The sequence below is a fragment of the Natronoarchaeum rubrum genome (assembly GCF_024494695.1).
Genome location: NZ_JANHDP010000001.1, coordinates 662,317 through 680,847 on the forward strand (window position 1 = coordinate 662,317; position 18,531 = coordinate 680,847).

Below are 18,531 nucleotides of genomic sequence, written 5' to 3' on the forward strand. Positions count from 1 at the left end.
GTCGGTCGAGCGCTTCTACTAGCGGCCCCACTCGTAGACCCACCAGCTGGCGCCCAGCAACAGCAGTCCCGCGCCGAGCGCCGACGTCGCGGGCTCCGGGATGATGAACAGCACGAATCCCACGAGGATCAACACGCCCGGCTCGATCTGGTCGAGGTTGCCCGGTGATGACAGGTCCATACGGAAGCTATCGAGGCGCTCTGCAATATGGCTAGGTGCGCGATCGGCCGACGACGCGGCGTCACGCCGCGACGAGCGATCGGGGGCCCGCACCAGACCTACACACTGTGGCCCCGAACTCTTGCCCGCATGGACCCGACGTGTGAGTATGATCGGCGCCTACACGATCGGAAAGAAGGCGGTCAAGTTCGGGTACAAGCGCTACGGCGTCCCCGGCGCGGTGGCGACCGGCGGCGCCGCGCTGGTCGGCTACGTCGCGGTCCGGCGAGCGCTAAAATCGTCCGCGAACGAGGAGAACGTCGAGTCGGCGATCGACGCCGGGGCGGTCAAATCGGCGGTCGACGAGCGGGGCCTGAGCGCCGTGACCGATCCGGGAACGCTGAACGACGCCGTCGACGAGAGTCAGCTCAGCTCGGTCATCGACGCCGACGAGGTGGCGTCCGCGGCCGGCGAGGAAACCGACGAGATGACCGGCGACGACGCCGGCGGCGGTGACGAGGGCGACGTTTCGGATGTCCGGTAGTCGACGCCGCCGATCGGGTGAAAGCGCGCCGGCGGACCGCCGGGCGTTCGTCGGCCGCTCGCACGACCATCCTGATTTATCGTTATGGAGTGCAAATCTGTTACACGCATGAGTTCGGAACAGTCCAACGTCGGGTCGGTATCGGCCGGAGAGGCCGCGAGGGCGGCGGAGGTCCCCATCACGCTCCGCCTGATCGGGATCGCAATGCTCAGCGGCTTCGTTGGGATGGTGGCGATGCTCCCGGTGCTCGTGGGACTCCCCGCGCTGCTGGATCTGTTTAGCACCGCCCCGATCGTCCGGTTTTCGACGTTCGGCTCGTTCCTCGGGCTGGGACCGAGCCTGGCGCTGGGCATCGCGCTGTTCGTCATGGGCGGCACGCTGTTCCTGCCGATCCAGTTCCTCGTCGTCGGCGCCTACCTCCCGCCAGAAGAGCCGCGGTACGCCCGCGGCGTGACGTACGCGCTGATCTACTGGATCGCGTTCGTGATGGTGTTCCTGCCGAGCACCGGGCCGCTCGGCATCGGAGTGTTCCTCGTCGTCTCGATGCTGTACCACGTGTTCTACGGGCTCGCGCTGGGCTACCTGCTCGACGAGTGGGGCGAGATCCCCCAGCACGCCGTCTGAGTCGACAGGTGCTCTGAACGGCCTACCAGTCGAACTCCTCGTGGATCGCGCGCGCTTCCTCGTTGAGCAGCGGCCCGGTCACGTCTGTCTCGCCGTCGAGGATCGTCGCTGTGCGGACTGACGGTTCGCCGCCCGCAAACTCGACGATCTCGTCGGCGCCGACGCCGTAGACGACGCGAGCCAGGCCGGCCGTCCGAAGCCCGCCCGCGCACATCGGACACGGTTCGGTGCTCGTGTACATCACCGTGCGAGCGCGCTCGTCGGGCGAGAAATCGCGGTGGGCCGTCTTCGCGAGATCGAGTTCCGGGTGGCGCCGCAGGTCCGATTCGGTCACGATGCGGTTCGACGCCGTCGCGACGACCTCGTCGTCGCGCACCAGTACGGAACCGAACGGCTCGTCGCCGCGGTCCGCGGCTTCGCGCGCGAGGTCGAAGGCTCGTCGCATGTGTCGTTCGTGATCGAACGCGTCGAGTTCCGGGTCGGTCATTGTCGTCGATACCGTCGACACCGAGCCACAGAAGTGTTGTGCAGTTCGGGTAGCGCGCCGACGAGGTTCGTCGGACGACCATCGAGAACACCACCGTCCGGGGCGGTTCCTCAGCGGGATTCGCGCTGCTCGGCCTTGTTCAACTCGATCAACAGCCGGAAGATCGCCTTGACGAGGTTGCGATCGACGTCGAACTGGTCGGCGTTCTCGCCGGCCCGCTCCATCACCGCGGCCTCCTGGGACTCGTCGGTCGTCGGGAGGCCCTGATCCTCTTTGACCTGCGCGATCGTGTCGGCGACGTAGGTGCGTCGCGCGATCAACTCGACGATCCCTTGGTCGATGTCTCTGATCTCCTCGCGGAGCTCCTCTAAGCTCATCTCGTCCGCGCGCCCGTGGATTGTGTCGTCGTTAGCCATGTTGTCCCACGCCTGTTGTCCCATCTCTCCCGTACTCCTTGGAGTGCCTTTCGGTCGCCCACCGCGACGACGCTGGGGCCGGTGCCGGACAGCGAGACGCCGTCGGCGTCGGGCAGCGCCTCGACTGCCGGCGCGGTGGGAAACTCCAGTGCAGCGCTGAACGCGAACCCGTTGACCGTCATCGCGAGGCCGTACCGGCCGTCGAGCGCGAGGTCGGCGACCAACTCGGCGATCGGGGCGATCCGCTTGCAGCGCTCGACGTCGGCGTCGGCGCTGAACGCCTGCTCGGGCGGCGTGTACACCAGCACGTCCCAGTCGACGGTCTCGCGGGCGAGCAGTTCGTCGCTCCCGTTGTCGGTGACGGTGACGCCGCCGAGCATCGACGCCGAGGCGTCGTCGAACGCTCCCGTGACGGTGACGCCGACGTCGCGGGCCGCCTCGACGCCGAGCAGACAGGCCTCCTCGCGTTCGATCTCGTCGGCGACGCCGAGCGCGTCGAGCGTCGCGAGCACGGTCGCGTTCGCGGCCGCGCTCGAACTCTTGAGTCCCGACGCCATCGGCACCTCGCTCTCGGTGCGCACGGTCCCGCCCTGCCCGTCGCCGTAGCGCTCGGTCGCGAGTTCGACGCAACGCTCGATCAGCCGGGTGTCGGCGTCGGGCGCGCCGTCGATCTCGCCCTCGACGCCCGACTCGTCGGCGAGCGTCACCTCGGCCGTCGTGTACGCGTCGATCGCGAACGCCGAGCCCTTCCCGCAGGCCAGGGCGTTCAGCACCGTCCCCGCCGCCGGGGCCTCCGCTCGTCCGTTCATACCTCTACTCGCCGAAGCGAATATTTACCGCTGGCGGTCGGCGCGCATCACGACGCCGTGGCGTCCGCGGCGATGCCGCCGCCGAACGCGGCGCTTTTCCCGGCCCCGGCCGAATGCGACGACATGAGCGCGCGCAACACGGTCGCCCCGTCGACGATCGGGGTGGAGCTTTCGGAGGACGGCATCGCCGTCGAGTACCTCGACGGACGGGAGGTGTTCTACCACGGCCCGCCGAAGAAAGCCGCGGGGACGGTCAAGACGGCTCCCGGAAAGCTGGTCCAGATCCTCGTCACCGATCCCGATGGCACCGAGGGCGTGCTGACCTACGTCAACGACCGGAACACCCACGACGACATCCTGGAGACGACCGGCGTCGGCCGCGTGTTCGTCGACCCCGGCGAGGAAGAAGAGCTGTTTCCCGGCGTCACCACCCGCGCCGACGGTCACTCGGTCATCGTCGACGCCGATCCCGAGGTCGCGCGCGGCCGGGTGTTCGTGTTCGCCGAGGACGAACTCTCCGAGCAGTCCTACGAGATCGTCGGCGAGGACGCCGTCGACGGCGACGACGCCGCTGCAGAGACAGAGGACGGTGACGGCGCCGCATCCCACGAGCGCGACGCCGACGCGGCGCCGGACGACAGCGATGCCGCAGCGGCGTCCGGCGATGCTGAAGCGGCGTCTGTCGAGGACTCCGACGATGATGACGACGGCGGTGCGTCCGACGGCTGGATCGACTCCGAATACGTCGAGGACGAGTGATGCCGCTCCGAAAACAGTGGCGCGACCTCGATCGGTCGGCGGTCCGCGACGCGCCGAACCGCTACGGCGTCGCGGAGTTCGGCGACGCCGACGGGGAGGCCGTCGCCGTCGAGACGGGGATGCTCAGGGACGTCGTCAAGAGCGCGCTGTCGTACCGATCCGACCCGAACGTACGCTGGGAGACGACCCAGACCAAAGCGCAGGCCGCGGACCTGGCCGACGAGCACCGCGAGCGGCTGGCGGAGTAACTGCTCGCTGCCGGAGGCGTCGCGCCGCTACTGCAGGTACGAGGGCTCCTCTGCGTTGCAGTGTTCCTCGTGTTTGCCCGCGTCGCCCTCGTCGTCGAACAGCAGGCCACACTCCTCGCACTCGTACCAGGTAATCTCGTCGCGCTCGGTCTGAACCACCATGTCACACGTTCGAATCGCAGTCCGTAAAGTCGTTTCTCCGGCGTCGTCGTCCGATCGGCGACGTCTCGTCGCTCGTTCGACGACGAGGTATCACAGTCCCGGCAGGTCCGGGCGATCGCCGGCGACTGCGCTCATCACGGCCGCCTCGGCCTTCCGGAGGTGTTCTGCGGCGGTACCGGGCGAACACGACAGCGCCGCGGCGACGTCCTCGACGGTTCCCTCGCGTGGCGACTCGTAGTAGCCGGAGTCGACGGCGGCGCGGACGGCCTCGCGCTGCCGGTCGGTCAGGCCGCCGCCGCGGTCGAACGGCTGCCCCCTGTACTGGCCGATTTCGAGCACGTCGACGTCGATCGACTCCGGCACGGCGTCGACGGCCTCCTGCACCGCGGCCGAACCCCCTGCCAGCGAGAACTCCGCGCAGCCGTCCTCGCGGTACGTGATCGGCGGGACGATCAGCAGGCCGTCGCGGTCCAGCGCGGTCGCGAGTTCGAACTCGCTCTCGGGAAGATCCTCGCGAACGTAGAGATAAAAGCCGCTCGTGGACGCCGCGACGTGGTAGGTGCGGATCGAATCGACCGTCTCCAGCGCGTCGACGTAGCGGTCGGGACTCCCCTCGACGCGGAACACCGTCGAGATCGTTCCGTCGACCGAGACGCTCCAAGAGAGCTGCCGGGAGGCGCCGTGCTCGTCGCTCTCGACGACGAACTGGTGCATCGGGTGACGCCGCTCCGGCGGCAGCGCCAGCGCCAGCCTGACGTATCTCACGGCCGTCTCATGGTCGTCTCTTTTAAAATAACCTCGCCTTTGAGGCAGCAAGACGAACCCGTATCGTCGCGTAGGTCAGCGTATCGACCGAGCGTGATCCGAACATGAGTCTCGAACACGACGCCAGCGCGGCCGCGGCGGACCGACGGGGCGTCGACTACGACGATCTGGAGAGCCTGCTGGACGAGCACGTCCTCGACCGCGAGACCCACGTCAACGCCGAGGGGTTCGTGATCCGCCCCGACGAAGTGCAGGCGGTGCTTTCGACGCTCAAAGAGGAGGCCGGTTTCGACCACCTCGCCTGTGCGACGGCCCAGCAGTACGGGGACCGGTTCGAGACGATCTATCACCTCCGGAGCTACGACGATCCCACCAGAGAGGTCAGCGTGGTCGTCCCGACGCCGACGGACGCCCCCGTCAGCGAGAGCGCCGAACCCGTCTTCCGAACCGCCGACTGGCACGAGCGCGAGGCGTACGATCTTCTGGGCATCGAGTACGACGACCACCCCGACCTCCGGCGGATCCTCCTGCCCGAAACCTGGCAGGGCCACCCGCTGCGCGAGGACTACGCGCAGGATCGCCCGCAGCTGGTCGCGTACAGCGAGAACGCCAACCCGCTGGAGGAAGATCGCCGCGTCGAGGGCGGGGACGAGGGGACCGAGACGATGCTGCTCAACATCGGTCCCCACCACCCCGCGACGCACGGCGTGATGCACCTCGAAACGGTGCTCGACGGCGAGCAGGTGGTCGACGTCGAACCCGACATCGGCTACATCCACCGCTGCGAGGAGCAGATGTGCCAGCAGGGTACCTACCGCCACCAGATCATGCCCTACCCCGACCGCTGGGACTGGGGCGGCGCCGGGCTCTGCAACGAGTGGGCCTACGCCCGCGTCGCCGAGGATCTCGCCGACCTCGAGGTCCCCGAGTACGCGCAGGTGATCCGGACGATGAGCGCCGAGTTGAGCCGGACGCTCAGCCACCTGTTGGCGACCGCCGCGTACGCGCTCGACATCGTCGGCGACTTCACCGCGACGTTCATGTACGCAATCAACGATCGGGAGGTCGTCCAGAACATTCTCGAAGATCTGACCGGCCAGCGCCTGATGTTCAACTACTTCCGACTCGGCGGGGTCGCCTGGGACCTGCCCGAGCCCCGCGAGGAGTTCTTCGAGAAGGTCCGCGAGTTCCTCGACGAGCTGCCCCGACGGATGGAGGAGTACCACAACCTGTTGTCGAACAACGAGATCCTCCAGGCGCGGGCCGTCGATACCGGAATCTTCGACCCCGAGACCGCGAAGAACTACGGCGTCACCGGACCGGTCGCCCGCGGCTCGGGAATCGACTACGATCTTCGGCGCGACGACCCCTACGGCTACTACGACGAACTCGACTGGGACGTCGTCGTCCGCGAGGGCTGTGATAACTACTCCCGACTGCTGGTCCGACTGGACGAGGTCGCAGAATCGGCCAAGATCATCGAACAGTGCGTCGATCTGCTTGAGGACTGGCCCGAGGACGAGCGCAACATCCAGAGCAACGTCCCGCGGACGATCAAGCCCGACCCCGACACCGAAATCTACCGCGCCGTGGAGGCCGCGAAGGGCGAACTCGGCATCTACATCCGCGCCGACGGCACCGACAAGCCTGCTCGGTTCAAGATCCGCGGCCCCTCCTTCTCGAACCTGCAATCCCTGCCGGAGTTCGGCACCGGCGGCTACGTCGCCGACCTGATCGCGTCGCTGGGAAGTCTCGATACGATCATGGGCGGGGTCGATCGGTAAGCTCACGACTGCCCCGGCGGCGAACTCGATCGGTACGCTCACGACTGCCGATTCGGACAGAGATTTTACAACTCGGTACCAGCAACCATCATGGGAAAGGTAAACGAGTCGGAGCTCGACTGGGCCTCGGTCGACCGCGGCGACGCCGAGTACAGGCGCAAACGCCTCGCCGACGCGGCGGGCGGTGACGAACTGGGCTGTAGCCTCTACGAGCTCCCGCCGGGAAAGAAATCCTGGCCCTACCACTACCACACGGCCAACGAAGAGGCGCTCTACGTGCTCGACGGGACGGGCCGGCTTCGCGGGGACGACAAGGAGCTGTCGCTGGACGCGGGCGACTACGTCGCGCTGCCGGCCGGCGAGGACGGCGCCCACAGGATCATCAACGACTCCGAGGAGCCGCTCCGGTACCTGATGATCTCGACGATGGCGACGCCCGAGGTGCTCGTCTATCCGGACTCCGAGAAAGTCGGCGTGCTCGACGGCGCCGCGCCCGGCGGCACCGACGAGCGGACGCTCGAAGGCTACTACCGGCAGGAGGACGCCGTCGACTACTGGGACGGCGAGGAGTAGCCGAGCGTCGGCGTCGCCGCGGCGCGCAACCGGCGCACGATCCCGACCGCGACGCCCGGACGGCGAGGGGAATCCTTCAAGGCCGCCCGGCGGCAAAACTGGGCCATGAGCGAGCAGGACGGCGGCGGGATCTCGCTGACGGTGAAAGGCGCCCAGAAGCGCGACGCCGGGCGCGGGGTCGCGCGGCTCTCGGACGCCGCGCGGAACGAGTTGAGCGTGCTCAGCGGCGACACCGTCGTGATCGAGGGCGACCGCGTCACCGCGACGAAGGTGTGGCCCGCCGGCGACGACGTTCCGGTCGACGCCGTACTGATCGACGCCGACACGCGGGCCAATGCGGGCGTCAGCATCGGCGACACCGTCTCGGTCCGGCACGGTTCGCTGGAGGAGGCGGTGTCGGTGACGCTGTCGCCGCCGGCGTCGCTGTCCGACGTCGACGAGCAAGTGATCCAGCGCGTCGCGACGAAGACGCTCCACGACCGGCCGGTGAGCGAGGGCGAGCAGGTTCGACTGGAGCGGATCGCCGACCAACCCTTCACCGTCGAGTCGACCACGCCCCACGAGCCGGTTCGCGTGACCGACCACACGGTCGTATCGGTGGACAACGACGCGACGAGCGACAGCGGCGGCGTGTCGGCGTCGAGCGACGGCACGCGGTCGAACGACGGGTCGTCCGACGGCCAGTCGGCCGACAGTTCGGCGAGCGGTGGCAAACCGGACGGGGCGTCCGGCGACGCCGACGAGCCGGCGGCGACGGCGCCCACCGCGGTCAGCTACGAGGACATCGGCGGGCTCGACGACGAGCTAGAGCAGGTCCGCGAGATGATCGAGCTACCGCTGGACCAGCCGGATCTGTTCCGCCGGCTCGGCGTCGACCCGCCCAAGGGCGTCCTGCTGTACGGGCCGCCAGGCACCGGCAAGACGCTGATCGCCAAGGCCGTCGCCAACGAGGTGAACGCGCAGTTCATCAACGTCTCCGGCCCGGAGATCATGTCGAAGTACAAGGGTGAGAGCGAGGAGCGCATCCGCGAGATCTTCGAGACCGCCGCGGAGAACGCGCCGACGATCATCTTCTTCGACGAGATCGACTCGATCGCCGGCGAGCGCGACGACGCCGGCGACGTCGAGAACCGCGTCGTCGCCCAACTGCTCTCGCTGATGGACGGGCTCGACTCGCGTGGCGACGTGATCGTCATCGGCGCGACGAACCGCGTCGACGCTATCGACCCGGCGCTGCGCCGCGGCGGCCGCTTCGACCGCGAGATCGAGATCGGCGTCCCCGGCGTCGAGGGGCGCCGCGAGATCTTCCAGGTTCACACTCGTGGGATGCCGCTGGCGGAAGACGTCTCGGTCGACACGCTGGCCGAGCGCACCCACGGCTTCGTCGGCGCCGACGTCGACGCGCTCGTTTCGGAGGCGGCGATGCTCGCGCTCCGGCGGATCCGCGGCGAGGCCGACGATCTCGCGGAGGCCGACCTCGAAGTGACGAAAGCCGACTTCGACGCCGCGATGGCCGCGATCGACCCCTCCGCGATGCGCGAGTTCGTCGCCGAGACGCCGGACGTCGGCTACGACGACGTGGGCGGGCTCGACGACGCCAAGCAGACCCTGCGCGAGGCCGTCGAGTGGCCGCTGGCGTACGAACGCCTCTTTGCCGAGACCAACACCGAACCGCCCAGCGGCGTCCTGCTGTACGGCCCGCCGGGCACCGGCAAGACGCTGCTGGCCCGCGCGCTCGCCGGCGAGAGCGAGGTGAACTTCGTCCACGTCAACGGCCCCGAACTACTCGATCGCTACGTCGGCGAGTCCGAGAAGGCCGTCCGCGAGGTGTTCGAGCGCGCTCGCACGTCGGCGCCCTCGATCGTCTTCTTCGACGAGATCGACGCCATCGCGGCCCAGCGCGAGGACAGCCACGAGGTGACCGAGCGCGTCGTCTCGCAGCTGCTGACGGAGCTCGACGGGCTCGTCGAGAACCCGAACCTCGTCGTGCTCGCGGCGACGAACCGCAAAGACGCCATCGACCCCGCGCTGCTCCGCCCCGGTCGCCTCGACACGCACGTCGAGGTGCCCGAACCCGACGAGGATGGCCGCCGCGCGATCGTCGAGGTCCACGGCCGCGGGAAGCCGTTCGCCGACGACGTGGATCTGGACGCCCTCGCCGACGATCTGGAGGGGTACACCGGCGCCGACCTCGAAGCGGTCGTTCGCGAGGCGTCGATGCTGGCGATCCGCGAGATGGCCGAGGAGCTGGGGCCGGAGGAAGCCGACGAGCGCGCAGACGAGATCGTGATCGGCGCCGACCACTTCGAACGCGCCATCGAGAGCGTCGAGCCGACGCTCGCGAGCTACTAGCGACATCGCAGGCCGAGTGCTGACGCCGTTTTTCGACCGCCTTTGCTCTCCTTACTCCCGTTCGTCGACCATCCCGATCCCGGTCCGTTCCGACGCCTCGATCCGGCTGTCGTCGTCTCCGCCCTCGTCGTCTGCGTCGGCCGTCGCCGACCGGTCGTCGACGAGGCCGTGTTGCTCGCCCGACTGGTCGTCGGCCCCGTCGTCGGCGTCGGTCTCACCGTCGGCGTCGGCAGCCGGCGTGTCGGCAGCCGCCGCGTCGGCGTCAGCCTGTTCGGCGCCCTCAGCCAGCTCGAAGCCGCCGCGGCGCGCGAGCACCGTCTCGCCCGCGGTCACTTTCTCGCCGCGCTCGACGGCCAGGTCGTCGCGATCGAACGCCGGCGGCAGTAGGATGTCCGCGCGACTGCCGAAGGAGATGTGGCCGATCCGGTCGCCGCGCTCGACCGTCTCGCCCGCCTCCAGATAGGGGTGAATGCGGCGGGCGAACGCCCCCGCGACCAGCGTAACCTCGTGCTCCTCGAACTCGATCCGGACGCGCTCGTTGCGGTCGGATTCCTTGGCGAACGCCGGCCTGTGTGCGCCGGGAACGTGCTCGACGGTCTCGACCGTCCCGCCGATGGGTGCGCGATTGACGTGGACGTCCCAGACGTTCATGAACACGCCGACGCGAACACGGTCGCCTTCTTCGCGGAGCACCGATACCTTGCCGTCGGCCGGCGCTGCGACGCCGGAGAGTGGCGCCGTCCGCTCGGGATCGCGGTAGAAAAACAGCACGGCGCCGCCGATCGCGAGCAGTCCGACGGTCGCGCCCGGAGTGATAAACAGCGCGGGAAACGCACCGAGCAGCGGGAACAGGGCGTACTTCCAGGCCCCGGGCGCGAAGTTCATGTGCCACCGTACGGCGACCCGAAGTAAGGAGGTTGCGGATCGACCAGCGGCGAGCGCGCGCCGAGGGGGTCAGTGCCTGCTAGAGTCGTCGTCATCGTCGTCGCTCAGGACGCCATCGTCGGAGTCGTCGTCATCGTCGCCGCTCAGATGCCCGTCATCCGAATCGTCGGCGTCGTCGTCCGTCAGGCGGCGCTCGTCGTCGGGCACACCCTCGGCGGTGTCGCTCTCGCCGGCCTCCCGGAGTTCGTCGTCTGTGAGCCCCTCCCTGTCGTCGTGTCCGGCGTCGCCGTGGGACCCTTCGTCCATCGTCCTGTCTCCCGTCCCGGTCACGTCGTCGCCCTCCGTCGTCTCGCCGGGCATCGGCTCGTCGTCCGAGCGATCGTCGACCGTCTGCCTGCCCGTCGGCGACCGATCGTCGTCGGTCGTGGTTCTGCCTGCCTCGGTCGCCGCGCCGCCGGGGCTGGTCTCGGTGGCGCCGGCGTCCGAGGCGCCCGCGCGTCCGCCGGGATCCTCGTGCTCGGTCGTCCGGACGTGGACCGCGTTGTCCGAGATCCGGTCGATCTCCGTCTCGTCGATGCGGTAGACGTCGTCCGTCTCGCCCCAGCCCAGCACCGACTTGATCTGGTCGGTGATCGACGGATCGGCGTCGACGACGAGCGTGTCGCCGCGGTGCTCGGACACCTCGCCGATGAGCTCGCCGCTGGCGTCGATCACGTCCTTTCCTTCGTCGTCGCCGGTCGGTCGCGTGCGTGTATCGTCGTCCATTGGTCTCCCCCGTGGGAGGCCCCGACGCGAGCGGGCAAAAAGCCAACCGCCACGTATAGAGCTTACCGACAGGTCAACGCGGTGAAATCGGCGATTCCGCGGCGGCCGTTTAACAGCCGCGGCGTCGAACTGTCGACCATGGTACCGACGGTCGAGTGCTGCCTGCGAAACGTCACCGCGGAGTGTCGAACCGCCGCGCGCCGGCGAGGGATCGAGCTCTCGATCGCACCCTGTCGGGAGCGCTGCGACGCCTGCCGGGCCGGGCCGTTCGTGCTCGTCGACGGCGACCTGCGGACCGGCGCGGAGTTCGCGACGGTGCTCGACGGCGTCGAAACGGCGTCGAGCGACGACACCGAGATCCCTCCGGAGGACGAACCGTGACGAACGTCCTCCTGCTCTCGATCGACAGCTTACGCCGGGACTTCCTCGGCGCGTACGCCGACGAGCCCCACTGCGTCGACTACGGCGTCGAGACGCCGAACCTCGACCGGTTCGCCGAGCGCGCCGCGACGTTCGACACTCACTACGCCGGGAGCCTGCCGTGCATGCCCGCCCGGCGCGAGTGGCACGCCGGCGTCCAGGAGTTCCTCTGGCGCTCCTGGGGGCCGATCGAGCCCTCCGACGACCACCTCGCACGGGTCGCGCGCGACGACGGCGTCCTGACCCAGTTGATCACCGATCACTTCCACTACTTCCAGCACGGCGCCCACGGCTACTACGAGGACTACACGGGCTTCGAGTTCGTGCGGGGCCACGAGTACGACGCCTGGCAGACCGCCCCCAGACAGCCCGACGATCGCCTGCTCGACCAGACCCTCGATCGCGAGACCGACCCGCCCGGCGGCGTCGGCTACGTCAACCGGTCGGTGTACGCCCGGAACGCCGCCCGGCGCGGCGTCGAGGACGACGAGCGCAACGCGTTCGCACCGCGGCTGTTCTCGCGGGCCGCGGAGTGGCTTCGCGCAAACCGGGAGTGGGACCGGTGGCTCTGCTACGTCGACAGCTTCGACGTCCACGAGCCGTTCCACTGTCCGGAGCCGTACGCCTCCATGTACACCGACGAGGACCCGCGCGACCCCGACCTCGACGTCTGGCCGTACTACGGCCCGGTCGACGAAGGGCAAAGCCAACTCTCCGACCGCCAGCTCGAATTCGTCCGCTCCCAGTTCGCCGGCAAGGTCACCATGGCCGACGAGTGGTTCGGGCGCGTGCTCGACGCGTTAGACGACGAGGAGCTGTGGGACGACACCGCGGTTATCGTCACGAGCGATCACGGCTTCCTGCTCGGCGAGCACGGCTGGGTCGGGAAGAACGAGCCGCCGGTGTACGACGTGCTCGCGCGGACGCCGCTGTTCGTCTGGCATCCCGAGGGCGCGCACAACGGCGAGCGGATCGCGTCGCTCACCTCGGCGGTCGACCTGTACGCGACCGTGCTGGATCTGCTCGGTATCGACGCCGAGGCCGCCGATCGCGTCCACAGCCGGAGTCTCCTGCCCTTGCTCGCGGGTGATGCCGACGCCGATGATCTCCACGCCCACCGCGATCGGGCGCTGTACGGCTACTGGGGATCGGCGGTCAACGTCACCGACGGCGAGTACACGTACCTCCACCCCTGTGACCCGTCGGTCGAGAGCTACTGCCACTCGACGACGATGATGAACGCCCGGGGGTTCCCGCTGCCGACGACGCCGAAGACCGACGCCGAGGCCGGCGGGTTCGTCGCCCACGCCGACGGTCCAGTCTGGCGGTTCGCGGCCGACAGCTACGCTCAGCTCGACGAGCCGTTGCTGTTCGACGTTCGCGACGATCCGACCCAGGAGACGAACCTCGCCGACGAGCGCACCGAGGAGCGCGAGCGACTACGGGCGGAACTGGTCGCGGGCCTCGAGGCCCTCGACGCGCCCGAGCATCAGCTCGACCGGCTGAACTTGGACCCGCCCGCGTGACGTGCTCCACGGCACCACACCACGGGAACCAATCCTCGCCACGCCGGACGGCACCGAAACCAATCGGCTACAAGCGTCAGTATATATTATAGAACGGGGTGCGAACCTACTTTTAGCCCAATAACGGCTTACAGGGCATCCGTCGTAGCGCACCTGTAACCTATGCGAGACTCACCGAATATCGCGGTCGTCGTGATGGATACTGCACGGGACAGCGACGTGACATCTTCTACCGCCCCGACGGTCGCGGAACTCGGGGAGGCCGGCACCCGCTACACTCGGGCGTTTTCGGCGGCGCCGTGGACGCTACCCTCGCACGGATCGATGTTCACGGGCTGTTACCCCTCCAAGCACGGGGCGTACTCGGGCCACGAACACCTCGACGGCGCGCTGCCGACGCTCCCCGAACTGCTCGGAGACGCCGGCTACGAGACGTTCGGCGTCACCAACAACACCTGGATCACCGACGAGTTCGGGTTCGGACGCGGCTTCGACCGGTTGCGGAAGGCCTGGCAGCTGCTCCCCGGCGACGGCAACATGCTCTGGGAGATGGTCCAGGTGCAAGACGAGGAGCGCTCGCAAGGGCTTCTCGAACGCGCGATGTCCGGCAATCCGATACGTAACGCCGTCAACGCGGCGTACGCTCGCCTGGCGTACGCTCGGCGCGACAGCGGTGCCGGGCGAACGGTCGACCTGATCGACGACTGGCTCGGCGGCCGAAACGACGACCGCCCGTTCTTCCTGTTCGCGAACTGCATCGAACCGCACCTGGAGTACGAACCGGCCCGCGAGTACGCCGAGACGTTCCTGCCCGACGACGTCGACTACGCCGACGCGACGGCGCTCGAACAGGATCCCTGGGAGTACCTCGTCGGCAACGTCAACCACTCCAGCGAGGAGTTCGACGTGCTCCGGGCGCTGTACCGCGCCGAGATCGCATCGCTCGACGATCAGATCGCCGCGCTTCGCGACGCGCTCGTCGCCGCGGGCGAGTGGGAAGACACGATCCTCGTCGTCGTCGGCGACCACGGCGAGAACGTCGGCGACCACGGGATGATGGACCACCAGTACTGCCTGTACGACACACTGTTGCACGTCCCGCTCGTGATCTGCGGCCCCGGCTTCGAGGACGGCGACGAGGTCGACGACCTGACGAGCCTCGTCGATCTCGTGCCGACGCTGCTTGACGCCGCCGGCGTCGACGCACCCGACGCCCGCGAGCGGTTCCAGGGCCGGTCGGTCCATCCGGACGCCGACGCCGAACCGCGCGAGGAACTTTACGCCGAGTACATGAACCCTCAGCCGACGATGGCCGCGCTGGAGCGTCAGGTGGGCGAGCTGCCCGAGTACGTCTACCGCTTCGACCGGTCGCTCCGAGCTGTGCGCACGGAGGAGTACAAGTTCATCCGCGGCTCTGACGGCACCAGAGAGCTGTATCACGTCGCCGAGGACTCGGCCGAGCGGTCGAGTCTGGAGAACGAGCGCCCCGAGATGGTGACGGAGATGGAAGAGCAACTCGACGAGTGGCTCGACTCGTTCGAGCGCGCCGAGACGAGCGAAGAGGTCGACATCAGCGGCGCGCGGAAGCAGCAACTGGAGGAACTGGGCTATCTGCAGTAACGGGCGGTAGTAACGCGGATTCTTCTCCGGGACCGTCGCGAGACCTGCGTTCAGCGGCGGAACAGCTGATCGCCACGAGCACCGATCAATGCTCTCGAATCCGCGTTTCGACGACGTGGCATCTTCGAGGAAGCTCGATAACCAACTCCTCGTAGACCTTCTCCGGTGAGGGATCGGGACTATCGATCGCCGTTTCGACGTTCGAGACCACTGTCTGCACCTCACCCGCGATATCGCCGTCGTACTCTACCGACCGATCTCGCCGCACGACTCCCCGATCGCCGTTCTCGTCGATGAAGAGGAGGTCCATTGTCTCGAGATTCGTTAGCACGGGTAGATAAACGCTCTCGGACTCGGATCGCCACACGACACGTAGCTGGTCGTTCTCGCGGACGGATCATAGTTGACTGATCGATCCGCGCGCGAGCACGAACACCGACGACGAATTTCCAATCGGGCGAACCGCTCGCGGTCGGTCAGTCCCAGAACGACTGCGTCCGCGCGTACTGCCGTTCCTGCTCCAGAATGTCCCGGTAGAACGCGTCCTCGTCCTCCCGGAGCTTGTTGATGATCCGGGCGGCGTTGTGCGGCCCGACGCCGCGGGCCGCCAGCGCGATGACGGCTTGCTTGCCGTGGCTCTGAACGAGACTCCCGGACCGAAACGCCCGCTCGGTCATCTCCTCTTGCTCCTCGTTTTTATCCTGCGAGCGGACCGCCTGTACCACCTCGTCGGCCCACGGATTCAGCGCGGCGATCCGGGTCGAGCCGCACTCGGGACACGTCGGCCGGTCGCGCACCCTGCGCACCGGCTTCGAGGTCTTCCAGTCGGTGCAGTGGAGACACAGCAGGATCACCCGATCGTTCTGGATGCGCTCGCGGACCGTCTCGATGACGCTCGCGTCGGCGTTCTCCGGGGAGAGCAACTCTTGGCCCGACGAGCGCCCGCCGGCACCGATCGGCGTGTGGCCGCCGACGGTCTCGACGACGAGTTCGCTCGACTGGATCGCGTCCAGCACCTCGCCGGCGGCGTCGACCGCCAAGTCCTCGTGGAACACCTCGCGGACGGCCTCCTCGTAGACGGGGGTATCTTCGAGCGCCGCCAGCAGGCGGTTCTGGGAGACGCTCGCGTCGCCCTGCCAGCGCTTGATTCGGCCGAACTGCTCGGCGACCTGCGCGAGCCGGAACTTCAGCGCGTCGGAGTTCTTGAGGCTCAGCTCGATGATCGCCCTGACGTGGTCGGGGTCGGTCTCCTCCAATACCTCGACGATCTCCGGCGTCGAGATGCTGGTCGGCACTTCGAGTTCGATCCGGTACGGGTCGACCTCCAGCCCGACCGACGACCCGCTACGCTGGCCCAGCATCGACGACAGCAGCCGGCCCAGCGTCTCGTTGACAGTGTGGCCCAGACAGGCGTTCACCACGACGGTCCGGCCCTGACGCTCGATCAGAATTCGGTCGTCGGTCGGCAACGGCGACCCCGCCTCGACGTGACGCCGAACCTGCTCTAAGGCTTCGCTCGCGGTGAACTGGTCGGTCGGATAGCGCCCGGTGAACTCACCCGCGACCGCGGCGGCGTCCACAATTCCGCTCTCAGACGGACCCCGGGAAAACTGCGGTCCTGCGACGCGGCGCATCTCGCCCACCTCGCCGGCAACTGCCTCGGGGACCGGGATCTCCTGGCCGATCCAGGACGGCACCTCGCCGGCGGGATCCTCGATCGGCGAGACCTTCACCTCGCTTTCCTCGTCGTCGATCGTCGTGATCCGCCACATCTCGCCGCGCTGGATGAACACCTCGCCGGGCTGGGCGAAGTTGACGACGAACCGCTCGTCTAACGTGCCGATCTGGCGGCCGCTGGCGACGTCGTGGACCTCGTAGGTCTCCTCGTCGGGGATCATCGAGAGGTTGGCGTACACGTACTGCCAGGTGCCGCCGGTCTTCTCGATCCGGTCGTACTCCTCTTCGAGCCAGATCACCCGGTTGTCCGCCAGTTCGCGGACGACTTCGCGGAACGTCTCCTCCGGAAGGTTCCGGAACGGGTACGCCGCGGTGACGATATCGTAGGCTTCGCGGGCGCCGATCTCCTCGTGGCCCATCGCCAGCGCGACGATCTGGTTCGCGACGGCGTCGAGACTGCCCTCGTGGATCGGCAGGCGCTCGACCTCGCCGGCCTTCGCGCGGCGGGCGATCGCCAGCGCCTCGAACGTGTCGTCCGGTCGGGTCGTGAGGATCGTCCCGCGCGAGATCTGGTCGCTGCGGTGGCCCGCGCGCCCGACGCGCTGGAGGATTCGGGTGACCTGCCGGGGGCTGGAGTACTGGACGACGTGGTCGACGTGGCCCACGTCGATCCCCAACTCCATCGAGGAGGTACACAGCAAGGCGTCGATCTCGCCGGCCTTGAACCGGTCCTCGACGTCGATCCGGGCCTCCTTCGAGAGCGAGCCGTGGTGAACGCCGACCGAGACCTCGGCGCCGGGAGCGTCTGCCGAGCCGTCCGGTCCGATCGCTTTGAACCGCGATCCCAGCGCCTCTGCAGTTTGTCGGGTGTTGACGAAGATCAGGGTCGACTCGTTCTCGTCGACGATCTCGGCGATCGCCCGGACGTGGCTGGCGATCTCGGCCGAGGTCATCAGCTGCCCCGAAAGCGTCTCGTCGGCGTCGGTGATCTCGGGCTCTCTGACCGCGAGGTCGATCCGGCTCCCGACGTCGACCTCCCGAATCGCGCAGGGCCGGCCGCCCGTGAGGAAGTCGGCGACCTCCTGAGGATCACCCACCGTCGCCGAGAGGCCGATCCGCTGGAACGGTCCCGCCACCTCGCGCAGGCGCTCCAGCGCGATCGAGAGCTGGGCGCCGCGCTTCGACGCCGCCAGTTCGTGGACCTCGTCGATCACGACGTGGTCGATCGTCGACAGCGCTTTGCGGAGTTTCGACCCGGTAAACATCGCCTGCAGCGTCTCCGGCGTCGTGACGAGCACGTCCGGCGGGTCCGACGCCTGCTTCTGGCGCTGGTAGTCGGTCGTGTCGCCGTGACGCACGTCGACCTCGACGTCCAACTGCTTGCCCCACCACTCCAGTCGCTCGCGCATATCACGGTTCAGCGCGCGCAGCGGCGTGATATACAGCGCGGCGAACCCCTCGTAGGGATCGGCTTCAGCTTCGGTCTCGGCAGCGGCCGCCCTCCGCCGCTCCGCGATGGCGTCGAACACCGGCAACATCGCGGTCTCGGTCTTGCCGGTCCCCGTGGGCGCGATCACCAGCGCGTTCTCGCCGGCCGCAAGCGGCGGGATCGCCCGACGCTGGGGCTCGGTCGGCGTCTCGAATCCCCGCTCGGACAGCGCCGCGCGAACGTCCGGTCCGAGGCGCGCGAACGCCGCCGGATCGGGTGCGATCTCCCCCTCCGTCATCGCGGGCGAGTAGGGTCGGGACGCGGTTAAGCCATTTGTTCGGCGCTCGGCGGCGCGTTACCCCGTCGAGCGGCGTCTTCTCGCGCTCGTCGTTCGAGGCGAATCTCGGTCAGCGGGCGAGTAACGACCACATACTCAAGGCCGGTTTTCTCGTAGAGCGATTCGGGATTCCGGGGCGCAACGCCGGCCCGGTATCGGCGGCGGCGACGGACCGCTACCGGCCGCGACG

General features: G+C 68.3%; 18 protein-coding genes and 2 pseudogenes. 10 read left to right on the forward strand and 10 right to left on the reverse strand.

Annotation, left to right across the window (positions count from 1 at the left end; genetic code table 11):
- Positions 1 to 18: 18 nt before the first annotated feature.
- A complete protein-coding gene (locus tag NO931_RS03480; RefSeq protein WP_256391230.1) occupies positions 19 to 180 on the reverse strand; it encodes a hypothetical protein in 162 nt (53 codons plus the stop codon).
- 148 nt (positions 181 to 328) lie between these two features.
- Here NO931_RS03480 and NO931_RS03485 point away from each other — a divergent pair, with 148 nt between their 5' ends.
- Entirely contained in the window at positions 329 to 703 is a 375-nt protein-coding gene (locus tag NO931_RS03485) for a hypothetical protein (protein ID WP_256391231.1), read from the forward strand.
- Between the two features lie 108 nt (positions 704 to 811).
- Positions 812 to 1,327, forward strand: a complete 516-nt coding sequence (locus NO931_RS03490) for a DUF6789 family protein (protein WP_256391232.1) — start codon at positions 812 to 814, stop codon at positions 1,325 to 1,327.
- A gap of 22 nt (positions 1,328 to 1,349) precedes the next feature.
- Here the strand turns inward: NO931_RS03490 and NO931_RS03495 are convergent, their stop codons facing one another.
- The 3 genes from NO931_RS03495 to NO931_RS03505 form a co-directional block, all read right to left on the reverse strand.
- Positions 1,350 to 1,814 carry a nucleoside deaminase gene (locus NO931_RS03495; protein ID WP_256391233.1) on the reverse strand — a complete coding sequence of 155 codons (465 nt, stop codon included), beginning with the start codon at positions 1,812 to 1,814 and terminating at the stop codon, positions 1,350 to 1,352.
- A 110-nt stretch (positions 1,815 to 1,924) separates the two neighbouring features.
- Positions 1,925 to 2,230, reverse strand: a complete 306-nt coding sequence (locus tag NO931_RS03500) for a chorismate mutase (protein WP_256391234.1) — start codon at positions 2,228 to 2,230, stop codon at positions 1,925 to 1,927.
- Positions 2,188 to 3,039 carry a shikimate kinase gene (locus NO931_RS03505; RefSeq protein WP_256391235.1) on the reverse strand — a complete coding sequence of 284 codons (852 nt, stop codon included), beginning with the start codon at positions 3,037 to 3,039 and terminating at the stop codon, positions 2,188 to 2,190. The genes NO931_RS03500 and NO931_RS03505 overlap by 43 nt, the downstream gene beginning before the upstream one ends.
- Positions 3,040 to 3,162: 123 nt before the next feature.
- Here NO931_RS03505 and NO931_RS03510 point away from each other — a divergent pair.
- Positions 3,163 to 3,585 (forward strand): annotated as a pseudogene (locus tag NO931_RS03510) (DUF5796 family protein); the annotation flags it as partial.
- A 212-nt stretch (positions 3,586 to 3,797) separates the two neighbouring features.
- The gene (locus NO931_RS03515) at positions 3,798 to 4,046 is read left to right on the forward strand and encodes a DUF7508 domain-containing protein (protein ID WP_256391236.1); all 249 of its coding nucleotides are present in this window, start codon (positions 3,798 to 3,800) and stop codon (positions 4,044 to 4,046) included.
- A 27-nt stretch (positions 4,047 to 4,073) separates the two neighbouring features.
- Here the strand turns inward: NO931_RS03515 and NO931_RS03520 are convergent, their stop codons facing one another.
- Both NO931_RS03520 and NO931_RS03525 read right to left on the reverse strand, forming a co-directional pair.
- Entirely contained in the window at positions 4,074 to 4,208 is a 135-nt protein-coding gene (locus NO931_RS03520) for a DUF7128 family protein (RefSeq protein WP_256391237.1), read from the reverse strand.
- A 90-nt stretch (positions 4,209 to 4,298) separates the two neighbouring features.
- Positions 4,299 to 4,973: a helix-turn-helix domain-containing protein gene (locus NO931_RS03525; protein WP_256391238.1), complete on the reverse strand. Its 675-nt coding sequence runs from the start codon at positions 4,971 to 4,973 to the stop codon at positions 4,299 to 4,301.
- Between the two features lie 104 nt (positions 4,974 to 5,077).
- Here NO931_RS03525 and NO931_RS03530 point away from each other — a divergent pair, with 104 nt between their 5' ends.
- The 3 genes from NO931_RS03530 to NO931_RS03540 all read left to right on the forward strand — a co-directional run bounded on the left by NO931_RS03530 (position 5,078) and on the right by NO931_RS03540 (position 9,682).
- Positions 5,078 to 6,757, forward strand: coding sequence for an NADH-quinone oxidoreductase subunit D (locus NO931_RS03530; RefSeq protein ID WP_256391239.1), 1,680 nt, complete (start codon positions 5,078 to 5,080; stop codon positions 6,755 to 6,757).
- 90 nt (positions 6,758 to 6,847) lie between these two features.
- Positions 6,848 to 7,330 carry a cupin domain-containing protein gene (locus tag NO931_RS03535; RefSeq protein WP_256391240.1) on the forward strand — a complete coding sequence of 161 codons (483 nt, stop codon included), beginning with the start codon at positions 6,848 to 6,850 and terminating at the stop codon, positions 7,328 to 7,330.
- A 105-nt stretch (positions 7,331 to 7,435) separates the two neighbouring features.
- Positions 7,436 to 9,682: an AAA family ATPase gene (locus tag NO931_RS03540; RefSeq protein ID WP_256391241.1), complete on the forward strand. Its 2,247-nt coding sequence runs from the start codon at positions 7,436 to 7,438 to the stop codon at positions 9,680 to 9,682.
- A 288-nt stretch (positions 9,683 to 9,970) separates the two neighbouring features.
- On the opposite strand, the pseudogene NO931_RS03545 reads toward NO931_RS03540, so the two are convergent.
- Both NO931_RS03545 and NO931_RS03550 read right to left on the reverse strand, forming a co-directional pair.
- Positions 9,971 to 10,567 (reverse strand): annotated as a pseudogene (locus NO931_RS03545) (protein sorting system archaetidylserine decarboxylase); the annotation flags it as partial.
- Positions 10,568 to 10,636: 69 nt separating this feature from the next.
- Complete coding sequence (locus tag NO931_RS03550; RefSeq protein ID WP_256391242.1) at positions 10,637 to 11,332, reverse strand: DUF8593 domain-containing protein; 696 nt, start codon at positions 11,330 to 11,332, stop codon at positions 10,637 to 10,639.
- 138 nt (positions 11,333 to 11,470) lie between these two features.
- Here NO931_RS03550 and NO931_RS03555 point away from each other — a divergent pair, with 138 nt between their 5' ends.
- The 3 genes from NO931_RS03555 (at position 11,471) to NO931_RS03565 (ending at position 14,898) form a co-directional block, all read left to right on the forward strand.
- The gene (locus NO931_RS03555; RefSeq protein WP_256391243.1) at positions 11,471 to 11,713 is read left to right on the forward strand and encodes a YuzB family protein; all 243 of its coding nucleotides are present in this window, start codon (positions 11,471 to 11,473) and stop codon (positions 11,711 to 11,713) included.
- Positions 11,710 to 13,278 carry a sulfatase family protein gene (locus tag NO931_RS03560; protein WP_256391244.1) on the forward strand — a complete coding sequence of 523 codons (1,569 nt, stop codon included), beginning with the start codon at positions 11,710 to 11,712 and terminating at the stop codon, positions 13,276 to 13,278. The genes NO931_RS03555 and NO931_RS03560 overlap by 4 nt, the downstream gene beginning before the upstream one ends.
- 162 nt (positions 13,279 to 13,440) lie before the next feature.
- Positions 13,441 to 14,898, forward strand: coding sequence for a sulfatase family protein (locus tag NO931_RS03565; RefSeq protein WP_256391245.1), 1,458 nt, complete (start codon positions 13,441 to 13,443; stop codon positions 14,896 to 14,898).
- Between the two features lie 85 nt (positions 14,899 to 14,983).
- On the opposite strand, the gene NO931_RS03570 is transcribed toward NO931_RS03565, so the two are convergent.
- Both NO931_RS03570 and NO931_RS03575 read right to left on the reverse strand, forming a co-directional pair.
- Positions 14,984 to 15,208 (reverse strand): hypothetical protein, encoded by a 225-nt coding sequence (locus NO931_RS03570; protein ID WP_256391246.1) that lies wholly within the window; start codon positions 15,206 to 15,208, stop codon positions 14,984 to 14,986.
- A gap of 166 nt (positions 15,209 to 15,374) precedes the next feature.
- Positions 15,375 to 18,302: a DEAD/DEAH box helicase gene (locus tag NO931_RS03575; RefSeq protein WP_256391247.1), complete on the reverse strand. Its 2,928-nt coding sequence runs from the start codon at positions 18,300 to 18,302 to the stop codon at positions 15,375 to 15,377.
- Between the last annotated feature and the right edge of the window lie 229 nt (positions 18,303 to 18,531).